Source organism: Stenotrophomonas sp. 05L414_2 (assembly GCF_056397905.1).
Window position 1 is genome coordinate 1 of record NZ_JBFTOJ010000088.1, and the last position, 16,193, is coordinate 16,193.

The 16,193-nt window shown below is 66.2% G+C and carries 20 protein-coding genes and 1 tRNA gene; 10 read left to right on the top strand and 11 right to left on the bottom strand.

The genetic code is table 11. From position 1 onward, the window contains the following. Positions 1 to 331 precede the first annotated feature (331 nt). From recQ to AC1DJN_RS13260, 5 genes are all read left to right on the top strand, one after another. Positions 332 to 2,137 (top strand): DNA helicase RecQ, encoded by a 1,806-nt coding sequence (gene recQ / locus AC1DJN_RS13240; protein ID WP_478039310.1) that lies wholly within the window; start codon positions 332 to 334, stop codon positions 2,135 to 2,137. A gap of 174 nt (positions 2,138 to 2,311) precedes the next feature. Then, on the top strand, positions 2,312 to 2,698 hold the full coding sequence (locus AC1DJN_RS13245) for a CopL family metal-binding regulatory protein (protein WP_442252153.1): 387 nt from the start codon (positions 2,312 to 2,314) through the stop codon (positions 2,696 to 2,698). Between the two features lie 75 nt (positions 2,699 to 2,773). Further along, the gene (locus tag AC1DJN_RS13250; RefSeq protein ID WP_032975079.1) at positions 2,774 to 4,618 is read left to right on the top strand and encodes a copper resistance system multicopper oxidase; all 1,845 of its coding nucleotides are present in this window, start codon (positions 2,774 to 2,776) and stop codon (positions 4,616 to 4,618) included. Further along, complete coding sequence (locus AC1DJN_RS13255; RefSeq protein WP_442252152.1) at positions 4,615 to 5,601, top strand: copper resistance protein B; 987 nt, start codon at positions 4,615 to 4,617, stop codon at positions 5,599 to 5,601. The genes AC1DJN_RS13250 and AC1DJN_RS13255 overlap by 4 nt, the downstream gene beginning before the upstream one ends. An 81-nt stretch (positions 5,602 to 5,682) precedes the next feature. Then, positions 5,683 to 6,195, top strand: a complete 513-nt coding sequence (locus tag AC1DJN_RS13260; RefSeq protein WP_313445314.1) for a GNAT family N-acetyltransferase — start codon at positions 5,683 to 5,685, stop codon at positions 6,193 to 6,195. A 108-nt stretch (positions 6,196 to 6,303) separates the two neighbouring features. Here AC1DJN_RS13260 and AC1DJN_RS13265 read toward each other — a convergent pair whose 3' ends face one another. Continuing rightward, on the bottom strand, positions 6,304 to 6,627 hold the full coding sequence (locus AC1DJN_RS13265) for a TFIIB-type zinc ribbon-containing protein (protein ID WP_025874650.1): 324 nt from the start codon (positions 6,625 to 6,627) through the stop codon (positions 6,304 to 6,306). 150 nt (positions 6,628 to 6,777) lie between these two features. Between AC1DJN_RS13265 and AC1DJN_RS13270 the strand changes: the two genes are divergently transcribed. Then, positions 6,778 to 7,545 carry a CPBP family glutamic-type intramembrane protease gene (locus AC1DJN_RS13270; protein WP_478013542.1) on the top strand — a complete coding sequence of 256 codons (768 nt, stop codon included), beginning with the start codon at positions 6,778 to 6,780 and terminating at the stop codon, positions 7,543 to 7,545. A gap of 92 nt (positions 7,546 to 7,637) precedes the next feature. Then, on the top strand, positions 7,638 to 8,063 hold the full coding sequence (locus tag AC1DJN_RS13275; protein WP_025874652.1) for a response regulator: 426 nt from the start codon (positions 7,638 to 7,640) through the stop codon (positions 8,061 to 8,063). 189 nt (positions 8,064 to 8,252) lie between these two features. On the opposite strand, the gene AC1DJN_RS13280 is transcribed toward AC1DJN_RS13275, so the two are convergent. The 7 genes from AC1DJN_RS13280 to AC1DJN_RS13310 all read right to left on the bottom strand — a co-directional run bounded on the left by AC1DJN_RS13280 (position 8,253) and on the right by AC1DJN_RS13310 (position 12,264). After that, positions 8,253 to 9,188 (bottom strand): alpha/beta hydrolase, encoded by a 936-nt coding sequence (locus AC1DJN_RS13280; protein ID WP_442252150.1) that lies wholly within the window; start codon positions 9,186 to 9,188, stop codon positions 8,253 to 8,255. An 83-nt stretch (positions 9,189 to 9,271) separates the two neighbouring features. Then, positions 9,272 to 10,117, bottom strand: coding sequence for an alpha/beta hydrolase (locus AC1DJN_RS13285; protein WP_442252149.1), 846 nt, complete (start codon positions 10,115 to 10,117; stop codon positions 9,272 to 9,274). Positions 10,118 to 10,262: 145 nt separating this feature from the next. Beyond that, entirely contained in the window at positions 10,263 to 10,727 is a 465-nt protein-coding gene (locus AC1DJN_RS13290) for a lysozyme (protein WP_282279908.1), read from the bottom strand. Between the two features lie 3 nt (positions 10,728 to 10,730). Continuing rightward, positions 10,731 to 11,267 carry a glycoside hydrolase family protein gene (locus AC1DJN_RS13295; protein ID WP_442252148.1) on the bottom strand — a complete coding sequence of 179 codons (537 nt, stop codon included), beginning with the start codon at positions 11,265 to 11,267 and terminating at the stop codon, positions 10,731 to 10,733. Continuing rightward, complete coding sequence (locus tag AC1DJN_RS13300; protein ID WP_025874660.1) at positions 11,264 to 11,461, bottom strand: hypothetical protein; 198 nt, start codon at positions 11,459 to 11,461, stop codon at positions 11,264 to 11,266. Before AC1DJN_RS13300 ends, AC1DJN_RS13295 begins: the two co-directional genes overlap by 4 nt. A 124-nt stretch (positions 11,462 to 11,585) precedes the next feature. Then, positions 11,586 to 12,014 carry a hypothetical protein gene (locus AC1DJN_RS13305; protein ID WP_100553301.1) on the bottom strand — a complete coding sequence of 143 codons (429 nt, stop codon included), beginning with the start codon at positions 12,012 to 12,014 and terminating at the stop codon, positions 11,586 to 11,588. After that, positions 12,004 to 12,264: a helix-turn-helix domain-containing protein gene (locus AC1DJN_RS13310; protein WP_025874662.1), complete on the bottom strand. Its 261-nt coding sequence runs from the start codon at positions 12,262 to 12,264 to the stop codon at positions 12,004 to 12,006. The genes AC1DJN_RS13305 and AC1DJN_RS13310 overlap by 11 nt, the downstream gene beginning before the upstream one ends. A gap of 84 nt (positions 12,265 to 12,348) precedes the next feature. Here AC1DJN_RS13310 and AC1DJN_RS13315 point away from each other — a divergent pair, with 84 nt between their 5' ends. Next, complete coding sequence (locus AC1DJN_RS13315) at positions 12,349 to 12,855, top strand: hypothetical protein (RefSeq protein WP_032951727.1); 507 nt, start codon at positions 12,349 to 12,351, stop codon at positions 12,853 to 12,855. An 88-nt stretch (positions 12,856 to 12,943) separates the two neighbouring features. Further along, positions 12,944 to 13,177 carry a hypothetical protein gene (locus AC1DJN_RS13320; protein ID WP_025874663.1) on the top strand — a complete coding sequence of 78 codons (234 nt, stop codon included), beginning with the start codon at positions 12,944 to 12,946 and terminating at the stop codon, positions 13,175 to 13,177. Between the two features lie 216 nt (positions 13,178 to 13,393). On the opposite strand, the gene AC1DJN_RS13325 is transcribed toward AC1DJN_RS13320, so the two are convergent. Next, positions 13,394 to 13,469: transfer RNA gene (locus AC1DJN_RS13325), tRNA-Lys, on the bottom strand. A 146-nt stretch (positions 13,470 to 13,615) separates the two neighbouring features. On the opposite strand from AC1DJN_RS13325, the gene AC1DJN_RS13330 reads away from it, so the two are divergent. Then, positions 13,616 to 14,575, top strand: a complete 960-nt coding sequence (locus AC1DJN_RS13330; protein WP_442252147.1) for a DUF2268 domain-containing putative Zn-dependent protease — start codon at positions 13,616 to 13,618, stop codon at positions 14,573 to 14,575. Positions 14,576 to 14,786: 211 nt separating this feature from the next. Here the strand turns inward: AC1DJN_RS13330 and queC are convergent, their stop codons facing one another. After that, a complete protein-coding gene (gene queC / locus AC1DJN_RS13335; protein WP_032975132.1) occupies positions 14,787 to 15,452 on the bottom strand; it encodes a 7-cyano-7-deazaguanine synthase QueC in 666 nt (221 codons plus the stop codon). 77 nt (positions 15,453 to 15,529) lie between these two features. Then, a partial coding sequence (gene queE / locus AC1DJN_RS13340; protein ID WP_478039311.1) for a 7-carboxy-7-deazaguanine synthase QueE occupies positions 15,530 to 16,193 on the bottom strand: 664 nt, incomplete at its 5' end.

Consider the following 16,193-nt stretch of genomic DNA (forward strand, 5'->3'; position numbering starts at 1 on the left):
CCGACCCCATTTTATTTGTCGATATCTGACAGATTTCATCCACGCATGGCGTGGATCTACCAACCGTCACCGGAAATCTGTCGGGGGTGGGGCGGTGTGGGTTTGCAGGACCGTTGGTGCCATGGATGGCGCCATCGAGCCCCATGGACGGATTTACGGCGTGTCCTGCAAGCCCACACCACCCCGCCAAACCACGGATCACCCCAGAGCCGGCTGTTGCTGTTGCTGTTGCTGTTGCTGTTGCTGTTGCCAGGATTGCCGGCCAGCGGCCGGCACCACGGCAGGTGCCGGGTGCAACCCGGCCGAACCCCCGCCGGGGTAAACTAGCTGGATGGCTTCCCGTCCCGCGCACGACCTGCTCCGCCGCGTCTTTGGTTACGACGATTTCCGTGGTCCGCAGCAGGACATCGTGGAGCATGTGGCTGCCGGTCACGATGCCCTGGTGCTGATGCCTACCGGCGGCGGCAAATCACTGTGCTACCAGGTGCCCGCCCTGCTGCGTGACGGCTGTGGCATCGTCATCTCGCCGCTGATCGCGCTGATGCAGGACCAGGTCGAAGCCCTGCGCCAGCTCGGCGTGCGCGCCGAATTCCTGAACTCGACCCTGGACGCCGAAACGGCTGGCCGGGTCGAACGCGAACTGCTCGCCGGTGAGCTCGACATGCTCTATGTCGCTCCCGAACGCCTGCTGACCGGCCGCTTCCTGTCGCTGCTGTCGCRCAGCCGGATCGCCCTGTTCGCCATCGACGAAGCCCACTGCGTGTCGCAATGGGGCCACGACTTCCGCCCCGAATACCGGCAGCTGACCGTCCTGCACGAGCGCTGGCCGGAGATTCCGCGGATCGCCCTGACCGCCACCGCCGACCCGCCAACCCAGCGCGAGATCGCCGAGCGCCTGGACCTGGCCGAAGCACGTCACTTCGTCAGCTCCTTCGATCGCCCCAACATCCGCTACACCGTGGTGCAGAAGGACAACGCCCGCAAGCAGCTGAGCGATTTCCTGCGCAGCCATCGCAGCGAGGCCGGCATCGTCTACTGCATGTCACGGCGCAAGGTGGAGGAAACCGCCGAGTTCCTGTGCACGCAGGGGTTCAATGCCCTGCCCTACCACGCCGGCCTGCCCGCGGAAGTGCGTGCCAACAACCAGCGCCGTTTCCTGCGCGAAGACGGCATCGTCATGTGCGCGACCATCGCCTTCGGCATGGGCATCGACAAGCCGGACGTACGCTTTGTCGCCCATACCGACCTGCCCAAGTCGATGGAAGGCTACTACCAGGAAACCGGCCGCGCCGGGCGCGATGGCGAAGCTGCCGAGGCCTGGCTCTGCTACGGCCTGGGCGATGTGGTGCTGCTCAAGCAGATGATCGAGCAGTCCGAGGCCAGCGAGGAGCGCAAGCAGCTGGAGCGGTCCAAGCTCGACCACCTGCTGGGGTACTGCGAATCGATGCAGTGCCGCCGGCAGGTGCTGCTGGCCGGTTTCGGCGAGACCTACCCCAAGCCCTGCGGCAACTGCGACAACTGCCTGACTCCGCCGGCGGCCTGGGACGCCACCATCCCCGCGCAGAAGGCGTTGAGCTGTGTATACCGCAGTGGCCAGCGCTTCGGCGTCGGCCACCTGATCGACGTCCTGCGCGGCAGCGAGAACGAGAAGGTCAAGCAGCAGGGCCACGACAAGCTGAGCACCTACGCCATCGGCCGCGACCTGGACGCGCGCACCTGGCGCAGCGTGTTCCGCCAGCTGGTGGCCGCCAGCCTGCTGGAAGTGGACAGCGAGGGCCACGGTGGCCTGCGCCTGACCGATGCCAGCCGCGATGTGCTGACCGGTCGCCGCCAGATCAGCATGCGCCGCGATGCAGTCAGTGCCAGCGCCGGGCGCGAACGCAGCGCGCAACGCACCGGCCTGTCGGTGCTGCCGCAGGACCTGGCCCTGTTCAATGCGCTGCGCGGCCTGCGCGCCGAGCTGGCGCGCGAGCAGAACGTGCCGGCCTTCGTGATCTTCCACGACAGCACCCTGCGCAACATCGCCGAACAGCGCCCGACCTCGCTGGACGAGCTGGCCCGGGTCGGTGGCATCGGCGGCACCAAGCTCAGCCGCTATGGCCCGAGATTGGTCGAGATCGTGCGCGAAGAGGGATGACCCCGGTAGCGCCGGGCCATGCCCGGCGGCCCGCATATCGACCGGGCCTCACGCTCGCCGGGCATGGCCAGAAGCTACCAGGCTGCGCGATTGCGCACCCTCGCCCGGCTCAAACCTTGAACCACCCGTTCAGCCGGATGTGCATGTCCGCCCACTTGCCGCTAGATTAGCGCCATGTCCCTCGCCTCGACCCTGCTCCGTGTCGTGCTCATGCTCAGCCTGTTTCTCAACGGGCTGAACGCGGCCATGGCCAGCGGGCACGAGGACATGGGCTGCATGGCCCATGCGATGGCCTCGGCAACGACCGATGAAGGCGACGCTGACTGCCACCACCACGCCGGCATGACTGCAGACGAGGCGCCGCAGGCCAAGGCCCCCGCCCACGACGCACACTGCCAGATCAAGGACTGCATGCGCAGCTGTGCCCAGCACCCGCTGCTGGCCGTGCAGGCACTGCCTTTCCTGACCGGTCCCGGTCTTTCCCTGACCCCGCAGCCGATGCCTGCCAATGGCCGCCCGGCACCGCCGCTGCCGCCGATCTCGCGCCCTCCCATCGGCTGATCCAACACACCTCGTGCGCGCTGCGCACTGAAGCCGGCCCTGCGCTGGCGTCTTTCCGTGTTTGGAGTCACCACCATGAGTACCCGTATTCCTCCCGGCCCGGGCGCTGTGCCCATGCCGTCGCGCCGTCTGTTCGTGCAGGGCATCGCTGCTGGCGGCGTGGTCGCCGGCATCGCCGCGGCCGGCATCCCGCAGCGCGCGCTCGCCGCCGCTTCTGCCGCGCCACGCCTGGCCGGCGCACCTTCGGTCATCAGCGATACCCGCGTCGAACTGGCGATCGGCGAGTCGCTGGCCAACTTCACCGGACGCACCCGCCCGGCGATCACCGTCAACGGATCGCTGCCGGCACCGATCCTGCGCTGGCGCGAAGGCCAGACCGTGGACCTGTTCGTGCGCAACACGCTCGGCCAGCACCCTACTTCGATCCACTGGCACGGCATYYTGCTGCCGGCCAACATGGATGGCGTGCCGGGCCTGAGCTTCAACGGCATCGGCCCCGGCGAGACCTACCACTACCACTTCGACCTCAAGCAGTCCGGCACCTACTGGTATCACAGCCATTCGCTGTTCCAGGAACAGGCGGGGCTGTACGGCGCGCTGATCATCGACCCGGCCGAACCGGCGCCGTACCGGCATGACCGCGAGCACGTGATCATGCTGTCCGACTGGACCGACATGGATCCCGGCGCGTTGTTCCGGCGCATGAAGAAGCTCGCCGAGCACGACAACTACTACAAGCGCACCCTGCCCGACTTCCTGCGCGACGCCCGTCGCGATGGCTGGTCGGCCGCGCTGTCCGACCGCGGCATGTGGGGCCGGATGCGGATGACGCCCAGCGACATCTCCGACATCAACGCGCACACTTATACCTACCTGATGAACGGGACCGCGCCGGCCGGCAACTGGACCGGGCTGTTCCGCAGTGGCGAAAAGGTGCTGCTGCGTTTCATCAACGGTGCGTCGATGACCTACTTCGACGTGCGCATTCCCGGCCTGAAGATGACCGTGGTCGCCGCCGACGGCCAGTACATCCATCCGGTCAGCATCGACGAGTTCCGCATCGCCCCGGCCGAAACCTACGACGTACTGGTGGAACCCAGCGGCCAGGATGCCTTCACCATCTTCTGCCAGGACATGGGCCGCACGGGCTATGCCGCCGGCACCCTCGCCGTGCGCCATGGGCTGCAGGCACCGATTCCCGCGCGCGATCCGCGCCCGTTGCTGACGATGGGCGACATGGGCCATGACATGGCCCATGTCACAGGAATGTCGGGTCACGACATGGGCGGCGGTGGCCACGGCGGACACGACATGGCAGCAATGAAGGGCATGGAAGGCGGCTGCGGTGCCAGCATGGGCCACGGCGCACATGGCGGCGGCGATACCGCCAGCAAAGCGCCAAAACATCCGGCCAGCGAGCGCAACAATCCGCTGGTGGACATGCAGAGTTCGGCCACCGAGCCCAAGCTGGACGACCCCGGCATCGGCCTGCGCGACAACGGCCGCCAGGTGCTGACCTATGGTGCGATGCGCAGCCTGTTCGAAGACCCCGATGGCCGCGAGCCCGGCCGCGAGATCGAGCTGCACCTGACCGGCCACATGGAAAAGTTCTCCTGGTCGTTCGACGGCATTCCCTTCGCCGGTGCCGAACCGCTGCGTCTGAACTACGGCGAGCGCATGCGCATCGTGCTGGTCAACGACACCATGATGCAGCACCCGATCCACCTGCATGGCGTGTGGAGCGACCTGGAAAACGCGCAGGGTGAATTCCAGCTGCGCAAGCACACCATCGACATGCCGCCCGGTACACGCCGCACCTATCGCGTACGTGCCGATGCCCTCGGCCGCTGGGCCTACCACTGCCACCTGCTGTACCACATGGAAGCAGGCATGATGCGCGAAGTGAGGATCGAAGAATGAGCCGTTCCCTGCTTGCCCCAAGCCTGTTGACCCTCGGCCTGTTGGCCGCGCTGCCCACGTTTGCGCAGTCCCATGCCGGCCATGACATGACAGCGCACTCGCCTCCTGCCGATGCCACGCCAGCGGCAGCGGCAGCGGCCGACGTGGATCATTCGAAGATGGACCATTCGAAGATGGACCACGGTGCGATGGATCATTCAACGATGGACCATTCAACGATGGACCATGGCGCGATGGATCACGCGACAATGGGCCACGGCACGCCCGCGCCGACGCAGCCGCGCGAACCGATACCTGTCCCTACCGATGCCGATCGTGCGGCCGCGTTTCCACCCATCGCGCATGGTGCGATGGAGCACCCACCGGAAATCCACAGCCTGCTGCTGATCGATCGCCTGGAACACTGGGATGGAAAGAACGGCAACGGCCAAGCCTGGGAGGCCAGTGGCTGGATCGGCGGCAACATCAACCGCCTGTGGCTGCGCACCGATGGCGAACGCAGCGAAGGCCGCACGGAATCATCAGGCGTGGAAGCGCTGTACGGGCGTGCAATTTCGCCGTGGTGGGACGTGCTGGTCGGTGTACGCCAGGACTTCCGCCCCGCCGATTCACGCACCTGGGCGGCGATCGGCATCCAGGGCTTGGCGCCGTACAAGTTCGAAAGCTCGGCCACGCTGTATGCCGGTTCCGGTGGCCAGCTGATGGCCAAGGCCGAGATCGAATACGACGTGCTGTTGACCAACCGGTTGATCCTGCAGCCCCTGCTGGAAGCTACCGTGGCCAGCAAGGACGAACCGGAGCACGGCATCGGCCGCGGCCTCAACAAGGTCGAAGCCGGCCTGCGCCTGCGCTACGAGTTCAATCGCCGCTTCGCGCCGTACATCGGCATCAGCCACGAACGCGCCTTCGGCGATACCGCCGACTATGCGGGCGACCATGCACGCGACACACGCTGGGTCGCCGGCATCCGCATGTGGTTCTGAGCAGCGGATCATGAGCAGCAGCCAGCCCCGGCAACCGCCGGGGCCGGCTACACTGCCGCACGTTCCATTGCAGGCTGCACCATGTCGTTGCATATCCGCCGCGCCACCCTCGCCGACGTCGACGCGCTGTCGGCGATCGCCATCGAGACCTATACCGAAACCTGGGGCGATTCCTATCCGCCGCAGGACCTGCACGCGTTCCTGCAGGATCACTACGGCACCGAGCCGCAGCGAGCGGAACTGTCCGACCCGCGCAGCGCGGTGTGGCTGCTGCTGGAGGGTGAGACGGTGGTGGGCTATCTGGCCGCCGGTGCCAACACCCTGCCGCATGCCGAAGCACGCGAAGGCGACATCGAACTGAAGCGGCTGTACATCCTGGCCAGCCACCAGAACGGCGGCCACGGCGCGCGCCTGATGGATGCCTTCATGACCTGGCTGGACCAGCCGCAGCGCCGCACCCTGTGGGTKGGCGTGTGGGAAGAGAACTTCGGCGCGCAGCGCTTCTACGCGCGCTACGGCTGCAGCAAGGCCGGCGAGTATGACTTCATCGTCGGCGACAGCCGCGACCGCGAGTTCATCCTGCGCCGGCCCTGAGCCGCGTCCCTGTAGAGTCGAGCCAGGCTCGACGCCTGTTCTGGTAGATGCCGACCTTGGTCGGCGTGGCCCCAAAGAGCAAAGCCGAGCAAGGCTCGACGCTGCTACCTAGAAGTCGAACAACTCCGAAAGGAAGCTTTCCTTCTTCTTTTTCTTGTAGCCCTGGCTGTACTGGCCACGGTTGTCATCGTGGCGCTGGCCGAGATGACGGGTATCGCGATGCATCACCGGCGGCGGAGCGGCCTGCGGTTGCACCGGCGCGGGCCCTGGCGGCGGCATGGCGGCACCTGCACCGTCAGTGGCGCGCTCGATGATCTTGTCCAGTTCGCCACGATCCAGCCATACGCCACGGCAGCTCGGGCAGTAGTCGATCTCGATGCCATGGCGCTCGGCCATCTGCAGGGTCTGGGTCTTGCACACGGGGCACAGCATTCGCATTGCTCCTGTCGGTCTGGCCTCGACTGTACCTGCGTGCGGATGACTGTGCGGCAACGCATGACCGATGGCACAGGGACTTCCGGCGCGTGCCGCCACGTCCGCCGCCCTGCAGACTGCCTCGCGACCTCGCTGCAAGGAATGCATGTGACTGCCCGTGACTCGATTCCCACAGGCGTCCGCCTGTTGCTGGTGCTGCTTGGCGTTGGCCTCGGCCTGAACGTGCGCGACATCAGTGCCGCGCTGGGCGCGCCGATTCCCGCCCTGCCCATGCCCTACGGTGGCAGCCTGCTGGACAACGCGCTGGCGGTGCTGGTCGCACTGCTGCTGGCCACGCTGCTGCGCCCTCGCGGAGTGGGCCTGCTGGCCAGCCTCGGCCTGCGCGGAAACGGCATGCGTGGCCCGTTGTGGGTGCTGCTGGCCAGCCTACCGTGTTGGCTGGGGCTGGCCCTGCTGGGGACGCCCAACACGGCGCTGACGACGCTGGACGCCACGACGCTGGCCGTGCTGTTCCCGCTGGCCGAAGAAGTGCTGTTCCGCGGCCTCGGCTTCGTGCTGCTGGCGAAGATCGTGCGCGGCCCCTGGCCGTTGCTCGCACTGCCGCAGGCCCTGCTGTTCGGCGTGGTGCACTGGCTGGGCTTCGGCGGCTTCGACGGCGGCGGCGTGGCCCTGTTCGTCGGCGTAGTGATCGCCTTCGGCGGTTTCATCTTCGCCTGGCTCGACCACCTCGACGGCAATACCCTGTGGTGCGGCCTGGCCCTGCACGTGTCGATGAACCTGGCCTGGAATGTGTTCAGCCTCGACGACGCCGTTGCGCTGGGCTGGCAGGCCACCAGTTTGCGCATCGGCACTACGCTGCTGGCAGTGGCAGCGCTGGCCTGGCATGTGCGGCGCCAGCGCGACCGCGCGCTGTAACGCCGGCTTAGCCGATCCTGCACGCGGGGCTCACTGGGGGCTTGCGCATACTTGCGCGCCTTCCATGCCCTGCCGTCCGGAGTTGTTGCGTCATGCTGCTGTCCAAGCGCCACGTTGAACCACGCGTCCTGCTGATCGAAGACGCCGAGGAAACCCGTGAACTGAGCCGGATGGCGCTGGAGAGCCAGGCCTGCCACGTCGCAGGCGTCAGCAGCGCCGAAGCCGCGCTGGGCCTGCTGGCCGCCGGAGAGCGCTTCGACCTGATGTTCACCGACGTCAATCTCGGCCTGGTCAGTGGCATCGAGGCCGCCAACCGCGTTCGCAGCCTGTATCCGCAGCTGCCGATCCTGGTGACCTCCGGCATGGACCAGCATGCCGTGCTGCCGCAACTGCACGACGGCATTCATTTCCTGCCCAAGCCCTACAACATGAGCGAGCTGCTGGATGCGATCCGGCTGTGCTTCCGCCATGCCGCCGATGCCGCGCTGATGCCGGCGCCGCAGGCAAGCGCGGCCTGAGGCTGGCATCCACGCGTTGCGTGGATCTACTGCTCCATCCACACATGGCGTGGATCTACTGCTCCATCCACGCATGGCGTGGATCTACTGGTCCATTCACGCATGGCGTGGATCTACGACGATGCGCACCGTTGCGTGAACGGAAAATGCTGCCAGTAGATCCACGCSWTGCGTGGATGGAGCCGGCCGTCAGCCGCCGGTATACGGTCCTTCGCCCGGGAGTACCTGCAGCAGCGCACGGGTGATCACGCGCGGATACACGGTGAGATGGTCCTCGCCATCCATCACGATGTTCTCCACCTGCAGCTTGCGACCGCTGCGCCGCAGTTGACCGGCGAAGTCGGCGGCCTGCCGCAGCATGTCGTTGCCCGTTGAATAACGTGGGCCCGGCTTGACCGTCTCGTAGCCGCCCACCGACAGCAGCACGCGGATGGGCTGTGACGGCATTACCGCGGCATCCTGCATGCGCGGCAGCAGGCCCTGGTCGAACCACAGCGACGGACTGGACAGGATGTAGGTGCCGAACATGTCGGGCTGGGTCGTCAGCACGTAAGCACCCAACAGCGCGCCATAGGAATGGCCCGCAAACACACGCCGGGCCGGATCGGTGCGGTAGCGCGCATCGATCAGCGGCAGTGCGTGGTCAGCCAGGAAGTCGCGGTAATGGGCCGCGCCGCCATAGGTGACGTCATCGCTGTAGTAGCCGGCAGGGGTGCGCACAGGATCACTGGGGGTGTAGTCGCGCGAGCGGCTCTGTTTGGAGGTCAGCCCTTCCTGCGGCGGCAACCCGACCAGGATGAAATCCTCGATGTTGACGCCCTGCTGCCCCACCAGGTTGCGCACGCTGCGCACCAGCGGAAAGCTGTACAGCGCATCGGTCACGTACACCACCGGATAACGCTTCTGCGGATGCGCCGCGTAGCCGGCAGGCAACGCCACCCACAGGGCATAGTCGCGCCCGATCGGGTCATGCACGCGCAGTGACTCGGTATCAGGCAGCACAACGCCTGGYACGGCCGTCGCGCTTTCCCTGGCTTCCTCCTGCGTTGCCGGCGGCGCCACCGACATCGCGCACCCAGCCAAGGCCAGGCAGGCCAGCACACTCCATCCACGCACACGCTGCATCCGCGCTCTCCTGTTGCGGGCGGCGCACCCAGGTGGCGCCGCTGATGCATCCTCACACACCGCGTTGTTGCGCGCCAAACCTCTCAAGGCGACGCCGGCGGCGGTACCGGGAACAACGTACGCAGGCCCTGCAGGGCGGCCGGGTGGTAGATGGTCGCGTGGGTCTCTTCCGGCAGCGGCTGGTACTTCACCAGCGTTGCCGGCGATGCCTGCTGCAGCAGCGCCGCCAAACGTGCGCTCGACGCAGCCAGTTCCGGCTGGCCACTGCTGGCCAGGAACAGCCGCGCGCCGCTGCGCGCGACCGACGGCACCTGCTTGCCTGCGCCAGACAGCAAGGCGCCGTGGTTCCACCACAAGCTGGGGTCCAGCGCGATGTAGCTGTTGAACATGGCCGGTTCCTGCAGCAGGGTTTCGATCACGAACAACCCGGCCAGCGATTCACCGATCAGTGCCCGCTCGTCTGTGGTCGCATAACGCTGGCGTATCTGCGGCATCAGTTCATCGCGCAGGAAATCACGGTACGCCGCCGAGCCACCAATGCGCGGCGCGATCTTCTGGTCCTCAGGATCACGGCTCGGGCCGGTCATGTCGCGGCGGCGCTCGGTGTTCTCGATGCCGACCAGCAGGAACGGGCGCATGCTGCCGTTGCCGGTCAGCACCTGCACCAACCCGGCCACGTGCAGGAAGTCCTCGCCGATGCCGCCGTCGGGCATGTACAGCACCGGCAGTGGCGTCTTCGGGTCCAGGCCCCACGGCTGCGGGCGGTAAACGTTGATGCGGCGGGTTTCGCCCAGCGCCTTGGATTGGATGGTAAAGGTCTCACCGATCACCAGCGGCGAAGCGGCCGCCGTCTGCGCCGTCGGTTCGGCGGCCATCAGCGGCGCGGCGGAGACAGCGGACAACAACAGCGACAGCACGATCAAACGCATGGGGCGGCCATCCCGGGAAAGACGCTGAGCATAACGCCACACTGATCGCACGGCAGACTTCATCTCGCCCCCTATTGCGAAGATCCGCTGGTGAACGCTCGTCATGGGTTACCGAAGGTCTGACCCCACCGCGATCCGCACGCCTTCAACGGCGGTCCAACGCGATCACCGCCTGGCAGCTCCTGAGCTGGTCGTCGGCGTCGCGTCCGATTCGAACAAGCGCTGCCGCAACCTCTGCTCGTAGTTGGGCGCCCGCATCACGTTCGCGGGCGCTGGCGGTGGCGTCGGACAAGCGACCGGTATGACAGGCGGCGAGGTCGTTGCGCAACCGGAGACTGCCAGCACGCAGGCCAGCAACCACCGCTGTTTCCACTTCGGCCGCACGTTCTCGATCTTGTTCATGCTGTTCTCCCAGCGAGGCCATCGCCCCGGTCTGTACCGCCTGCCGTTCGCGCGCTGCGCGCTCGGCCTGCATTGCCTCGGCGTGCTGCAGCGACGCAACCTCTGCCTTTGCGGCATCGCTGCGATCGCCACGCCAGCCCCAGCCTGCCGCGAACATCACCGACGACCACAGCGCCAGCAGCGCAATCGCAATCAATGTGCGTGGCATCCCTCACTGCTCCGCCAGGCAGCGGGCATGACGCTGTTGCTGCCGTTGCCATACGCCCCAACACACCTTGTTGGGCTGTCCGTTGACCCGGGTCGAGCAGTCGTAGCCCCCTGCCCGCTTCCACAGCAGCAGCGCATCGCACGCTTGGCGGTACTCACCTCGCAGGAGATGCCGGCGCGTGGATGATCCATTCCAGTTGCCGATCCCATACTGGTAAAGGAAGTCGACATAGGTGTCGTACTCACCCTGTGTCAGCGCGACGCCCGGCAACGATGCGCGGAACTGCGATTCCTCGCGCGCCAGGTGCGCTTCCACGGTGCGCAGCGCACGGACGGGCGTAGTCCGGTCTCCGAGCCGGACCGGCGTGCCGTCCTCGCGCCGGGTCGAGCCAAAACCATAGGTAGGCCGATCATTGCGGGTCGGCACCACCGCCGCGTCGGTATAGCCCTCATGCTCGACAATGGCGATCAGGCCTGCGGCACTGAGGACCAGCGCGGCAACCAGGTGGCGCAGCGGCAACGCTGTGGGCGGCGTACTCATTCGCGTCCCTTCCGCCGCCACTCGCGCAGCCAGCGCCAGCACAGGTAAGCGATCTGTGCGGCGAGATAGATGATGGTCAGGACCACCACCAGGCGGTCCAGGGTGATGCCGGCGGCAAGTGCACCGGCAACGGTTACCGGCGGAGCCGATTTGGCCGCCGCTGCGCCCACTGCGCTGAAGATTTCTTCTTTCATGGAAAGTCCAGGATTTGATGCTGGCCACGACATACCGAGGTGGCCGGGAGAGGTGCCCGTCTCGCTGCCGGCTGGGCGCGAGGGTTCATCCGGTCGGGAGACGGGCGAAAGTTGAGCCCACCGCTCATGCGGCCTGGGCGATGCCTTCCATCCAGCCGCGCACGCGCTGGAAGCCCAGCTCGACCAGGTTCAGGTAATGCCGGTTGGAGACCGGTCGCTGCCCGCAGTTGGCGAGCAGCAGATTGGCGGTCTCGAAGCGCTCGACCTTGCGACGGCCGCGACCGCAGTAGTAGCCACGCAGTGCGCAGGCCATCGCCACGTTGTCACGGGCAACTGCGGTGATGATGTCTTCGATCTGCTGCGCCAGCAGGTCCGTCTCCAGTGGCTTGTACCCTTGCGCACGGCCGGGCATATCGCCGCGATGCTCGATCAAGACAGCCAGCAGGTTGCGTGATTGGAAGCCCAGGTATTCGCAGTCGCGATGCAGGGCGTATTCCCCGCCCCAGTGCTCCAGACGGCTGCGGACGTATTCGCCGAACGTATCAAGCTGCATGGTGGGCTTCTCCCTGGATGGACGACGGACCCGGCGCGAACACATCCGGGCGCAGGAATTCACGACGGACCGCACCGGCCGTGGCCAGCTCGATGCGTCGGCACAGACGGGCGCCAGGCAACTTGTGGCCGCGGGCGATCATGTAAAGGGTCCGCAGCGCACAGCCGGTCTGGTGGGCCAGACGGCGCATCACGGGGCAACTGGGGGTGCCGTAGCCCCCTTGGGAGATGGCGTAGTCGATGAGGTTCATGGCCCCACATTACCGTGGCGGTAATGCCAAGTCAATACCGTTTTGGTCATTTGCTGGATTGGTAATGCAGAGCACCATTTACAGATGGACGCCAGTACCGCCCGCACCCTCAACATGCGCCTCCGCGTTGCCGCTGCCGGCGGCCCGGCCGAATGGGCCCGCCTGTTCGGCGGCACCCGCTGGGCGCAGCCCCAGGTCAGCCAGTGGATTTCGGAGAGCAACCCGAAGAGCATCGGCCATCGTCTGGCACGCGATCTCGAGTCGGCAATGCAACTCCCGCACGGCACGCTTGATCGTGCCGATCAGGACGTTGAGATGTCGCTTCAGTCTCAATCTACGGGACTGGATTTCGAGAAGATGAGCGCTGCGGTCAAGGTGCTTTCGCACTACCTGGAGCTGGTCGGCGATCCACCGGAATGGATCTACGATCCTGTGCTGCTGGAGACCGCATTCATGGTCGTGGACGAGTTCGGTCAGCCTTCGGCCCCGGACAATGTGCTCGACCTGACGAAGCTTCTGGCAAAACGGATCAGGGAGGCGAAGGATGACTCACACGCGACTCGAGGAGCTCGCACAGCGGTTGGCCGCTAGGACCCAGGAACTGCGCGGCGGTCGCAACCCGACACCTGCCTTGCGGGTGGTGGCCGGTGAGGCACATGCAGCCCCGGGAGAACGGCGGATGGATGCCATCATGCGCGAGTGGCATTGCCGCATGATCCGCAACGTACGCCGGCGCTGGGGGGAGCCGATGCAGCATGTGATCGACCAGGCCTGCTGCGGGGTGGTGGACATCGACCAGCTCGCCGACGATGCGCTGATCCAGCTGCACAAGGATATGGAACGCGCCGAGGAGTGCATCCGCGAGGGGATTTCCTTCCACGATGCGGGGCTTCTACGCGCGCACTACGGTTGAAAGAGACCTGGCCGGTCGATTCTGACCGGCCAAAACCGCACGATCCATTACTTTTTATTCCCGAATTAATTACCTTAAAGGTAATTACTTGGTGTTGCTGGAAGATTTCCTGCGCCGGCGCCGCGGCATGCCGACCGTGGCTGCACGCGGGCAACAAAAAAGCGCCTCTCGGCGCTTTCTGGGTTGCCCGGCAGGTGATGCCGGCGCTGTCTGCGATGGTGGGCCGTGATGGATTCGAACCATCGACCAAAAGATTAAAAGTCTTCTGCTCTACCGACTGAGCTAACGGCCCATGCAACATCCCTGCCTGTCGGCGGGGTGGGCATTCTACCCTACTTTGTGCGGTAGAGAGAAATCGTCGCAGTATCGGCCTGCAGTTAAACCGTTCCATGCAGCGGACGCATCTCATGCACACTCCTTCGTCCTTCGGAGCCACCGATGCGCCTGCCCTTCTTTCTGTTCGCCTGCCTGCTGCTGCCCTGCACCGTCACCACCGCTGCGGCCCCATCGGTACAGATGGATGACATCGCCCGATTCTGGAGTACCTACGATGCAGTGCTTGCCGAGCCCGATGCCGCGCAGAGGGTGGCCCTGGTCCGGCAGCACTACATCGAGCCGGGTAGTGCCGGCCTGCACGCGCTGATGAAGGTGCGCAACTACACCGCCGCCGAATACGCACAAGCAATGCTCGCCTGGCCGCACTTCTGGGCCTCGGTGCGGCCGCTGACCGCCAACGCCCGGCAGGCCAGCGCTACGCTGGAGCGGGATCTGGCTGCGTTCCGCAGGCTTTACCCCGCCCTGCGCCCGGCCAGCATCACCTATGCGGTGGGCGTGCTGCGCACAGGCGGCACCACGCTGGGGAAGCAGGTGCTGATCGGCGCGGAAATGGCACTCGGCGATGCAAGCGTGGATGTCAGCGAACTGCCGGAGCCGTTGCGCAGTCGCCTGCGGGCCTTCTACGACAGCGCGCCCGGCGCGAACAACGCGCAGAACAACCTGCATGAGTACGTGCACACCCAACAGCGCGAGACTACGGGATCGCTCGCACAGTACGCGGTGCGCGAAGGCGTGGCCGAGTACATTGCCGAGCGGATCAGCGGTCGCCGCCCGGCACTGCCGCTGTACACCTATGGCCCGTTGCACGAATCGGAGATCCGCGCTCGCTTCAGAGCGGAGATGGATGGCGATGCGCTGGACAACTGGCTGTACAACAACGCCCGCAGCCCGTTCGGGGTGAGTGATGTGGGGTACTACGCTGGTTACCGCATCGCGCAGGAGTACATGCGGCAGCAGCCGGATGAGCAGGCGGCGATCGCGCGGATGATCGAGCTGGATTACAGCGATCCGCTTGCGGTGCGCGGTTTCATTGAAGCATCGGGTTGGCTGCGGCAGCGGTAGCGCCGGGCCGCGCCCGGCGGACAGCGCCAACCAAGGTTGGCACCTACCAGAATCAGACCCGCCGGGGCTGCCGGCCAGCGACCGGCACTACCGGAATCCCAACATTGGTAGCGCCGGGCCGCGCCCGGCGGACAGCGCCAACCAAGGTTGGCACCTACCAGAATCAGACCTGCCGGGGAAGCCGGCCAGCGGCCGGCCCTACCAGAGCCGGTCAGGCGTACAGCGTCGGGTCGGCCACGCCGGCATCGGCGAAGCCCTGCGCGCGCAGGCGGCAGGCATCGCAATGCCCGCAGGCCGCGCCGCTGGCATCGGCGTTGTAGCAGGACACGGTCAGGCCGAAGTCCACGCCCAGTCGCACGCCTTCGCTGACGATCTGGCCCTTGCTGAGGAACTGCAGCGGCGCATGCACGGTGATGCCCGCGCCTTCCACGCCCGATTTGGTCGCCAGGTTGGCCAGCGCCTGGAAGGCGGCGATGAACTCGGGGCGGCAATCCGGGTAGCCGGAATAGTCCACGGCGTTGACGCCGCAGAAGATGTCGTTGGCACCAAGCACTTCGGCCCAGCCCAGCGCCAGCGACAGCATGATGGTGTTGCGCGCCGGCACGTAGGTGACCGGGATGCCCTCGCCGCCCGCCTCGGGCACGTCGATGTCGTCGGTCAGCGCCGAGCCGCCGATGCTGCGCAGGTCCACGTCCACGGTCTTGTGCACGATCACGCCCTGGGCCTTGGCCACGCGCGCGGCAGCATCCAGCTCGGAGGTGTGGCGCTGGCCGTAACGCACGCTGAGGGCATGCACGGCGAAGCCCTGTTCCTGGGCCATGGCGATGACGGCGGCTGAATCCATGCCGCCGGAGAGAAGCACGACTGCCTTCTTCATGGGTAAATCATCCGGTTGGGGGAGAAAGCCAGCACGCTGTCCCGCGCCGGAGCTACATCAGGAAACGCTGCGCCGGCTCATCGGCCCGGCTCGTCGTTCCACAGGATTTTATGCAACTGCATCTGGAAGCGCACCGGCAGCCGGTCTTCCACGATCCAGTCGGCCAGCTGGCGGGCAGTGATTTCGCCCTTGCTGGGTGAGAAGAACACCATCGTGCGCTGCACCAGCTGGTGTTCGGCGACCATGGCCTTGGCCCAGTCGTAGTCTTCGCGGTTGCAGATCACGAACTTGATCTGGTCACGCGTGGTCAGCAGCGGCAGGTTTTCCCAGCGGTTGCGCGCGACCTCGGCCGAGCCCGGGGTCTTGATGTCGACCACGCGCGACACGCGCGGATCAACGGCGCTGACGTCCAGCGCACCGGAGGTTTCCAGCGACACATCCAGGCCTGCATCGCACAGCTTCTGCAGCAGCACCAGGCAGCGCTTCTGCGCCAGCGGCTCGCCGCCGGTCACGCAGACGTGGCGCACGCCCTGGGCCTGCACGTGGGCCACGATATCGTCGATGTCCCACCATGTGCCGCCGTGGAAGGCGTAGGCGGTGTCACAGTACTGGCAGCGCAGCGGGCAGCCGGTCAGGCGCACGAACACGGTCGGCCAACCGGCGGTATCGGCTTCGCCCTGCAGCGAGGTGAAGATCTCGGTGATCTTCAGGCGCGGCAGGGGCGACTGCACGATCTCGCTG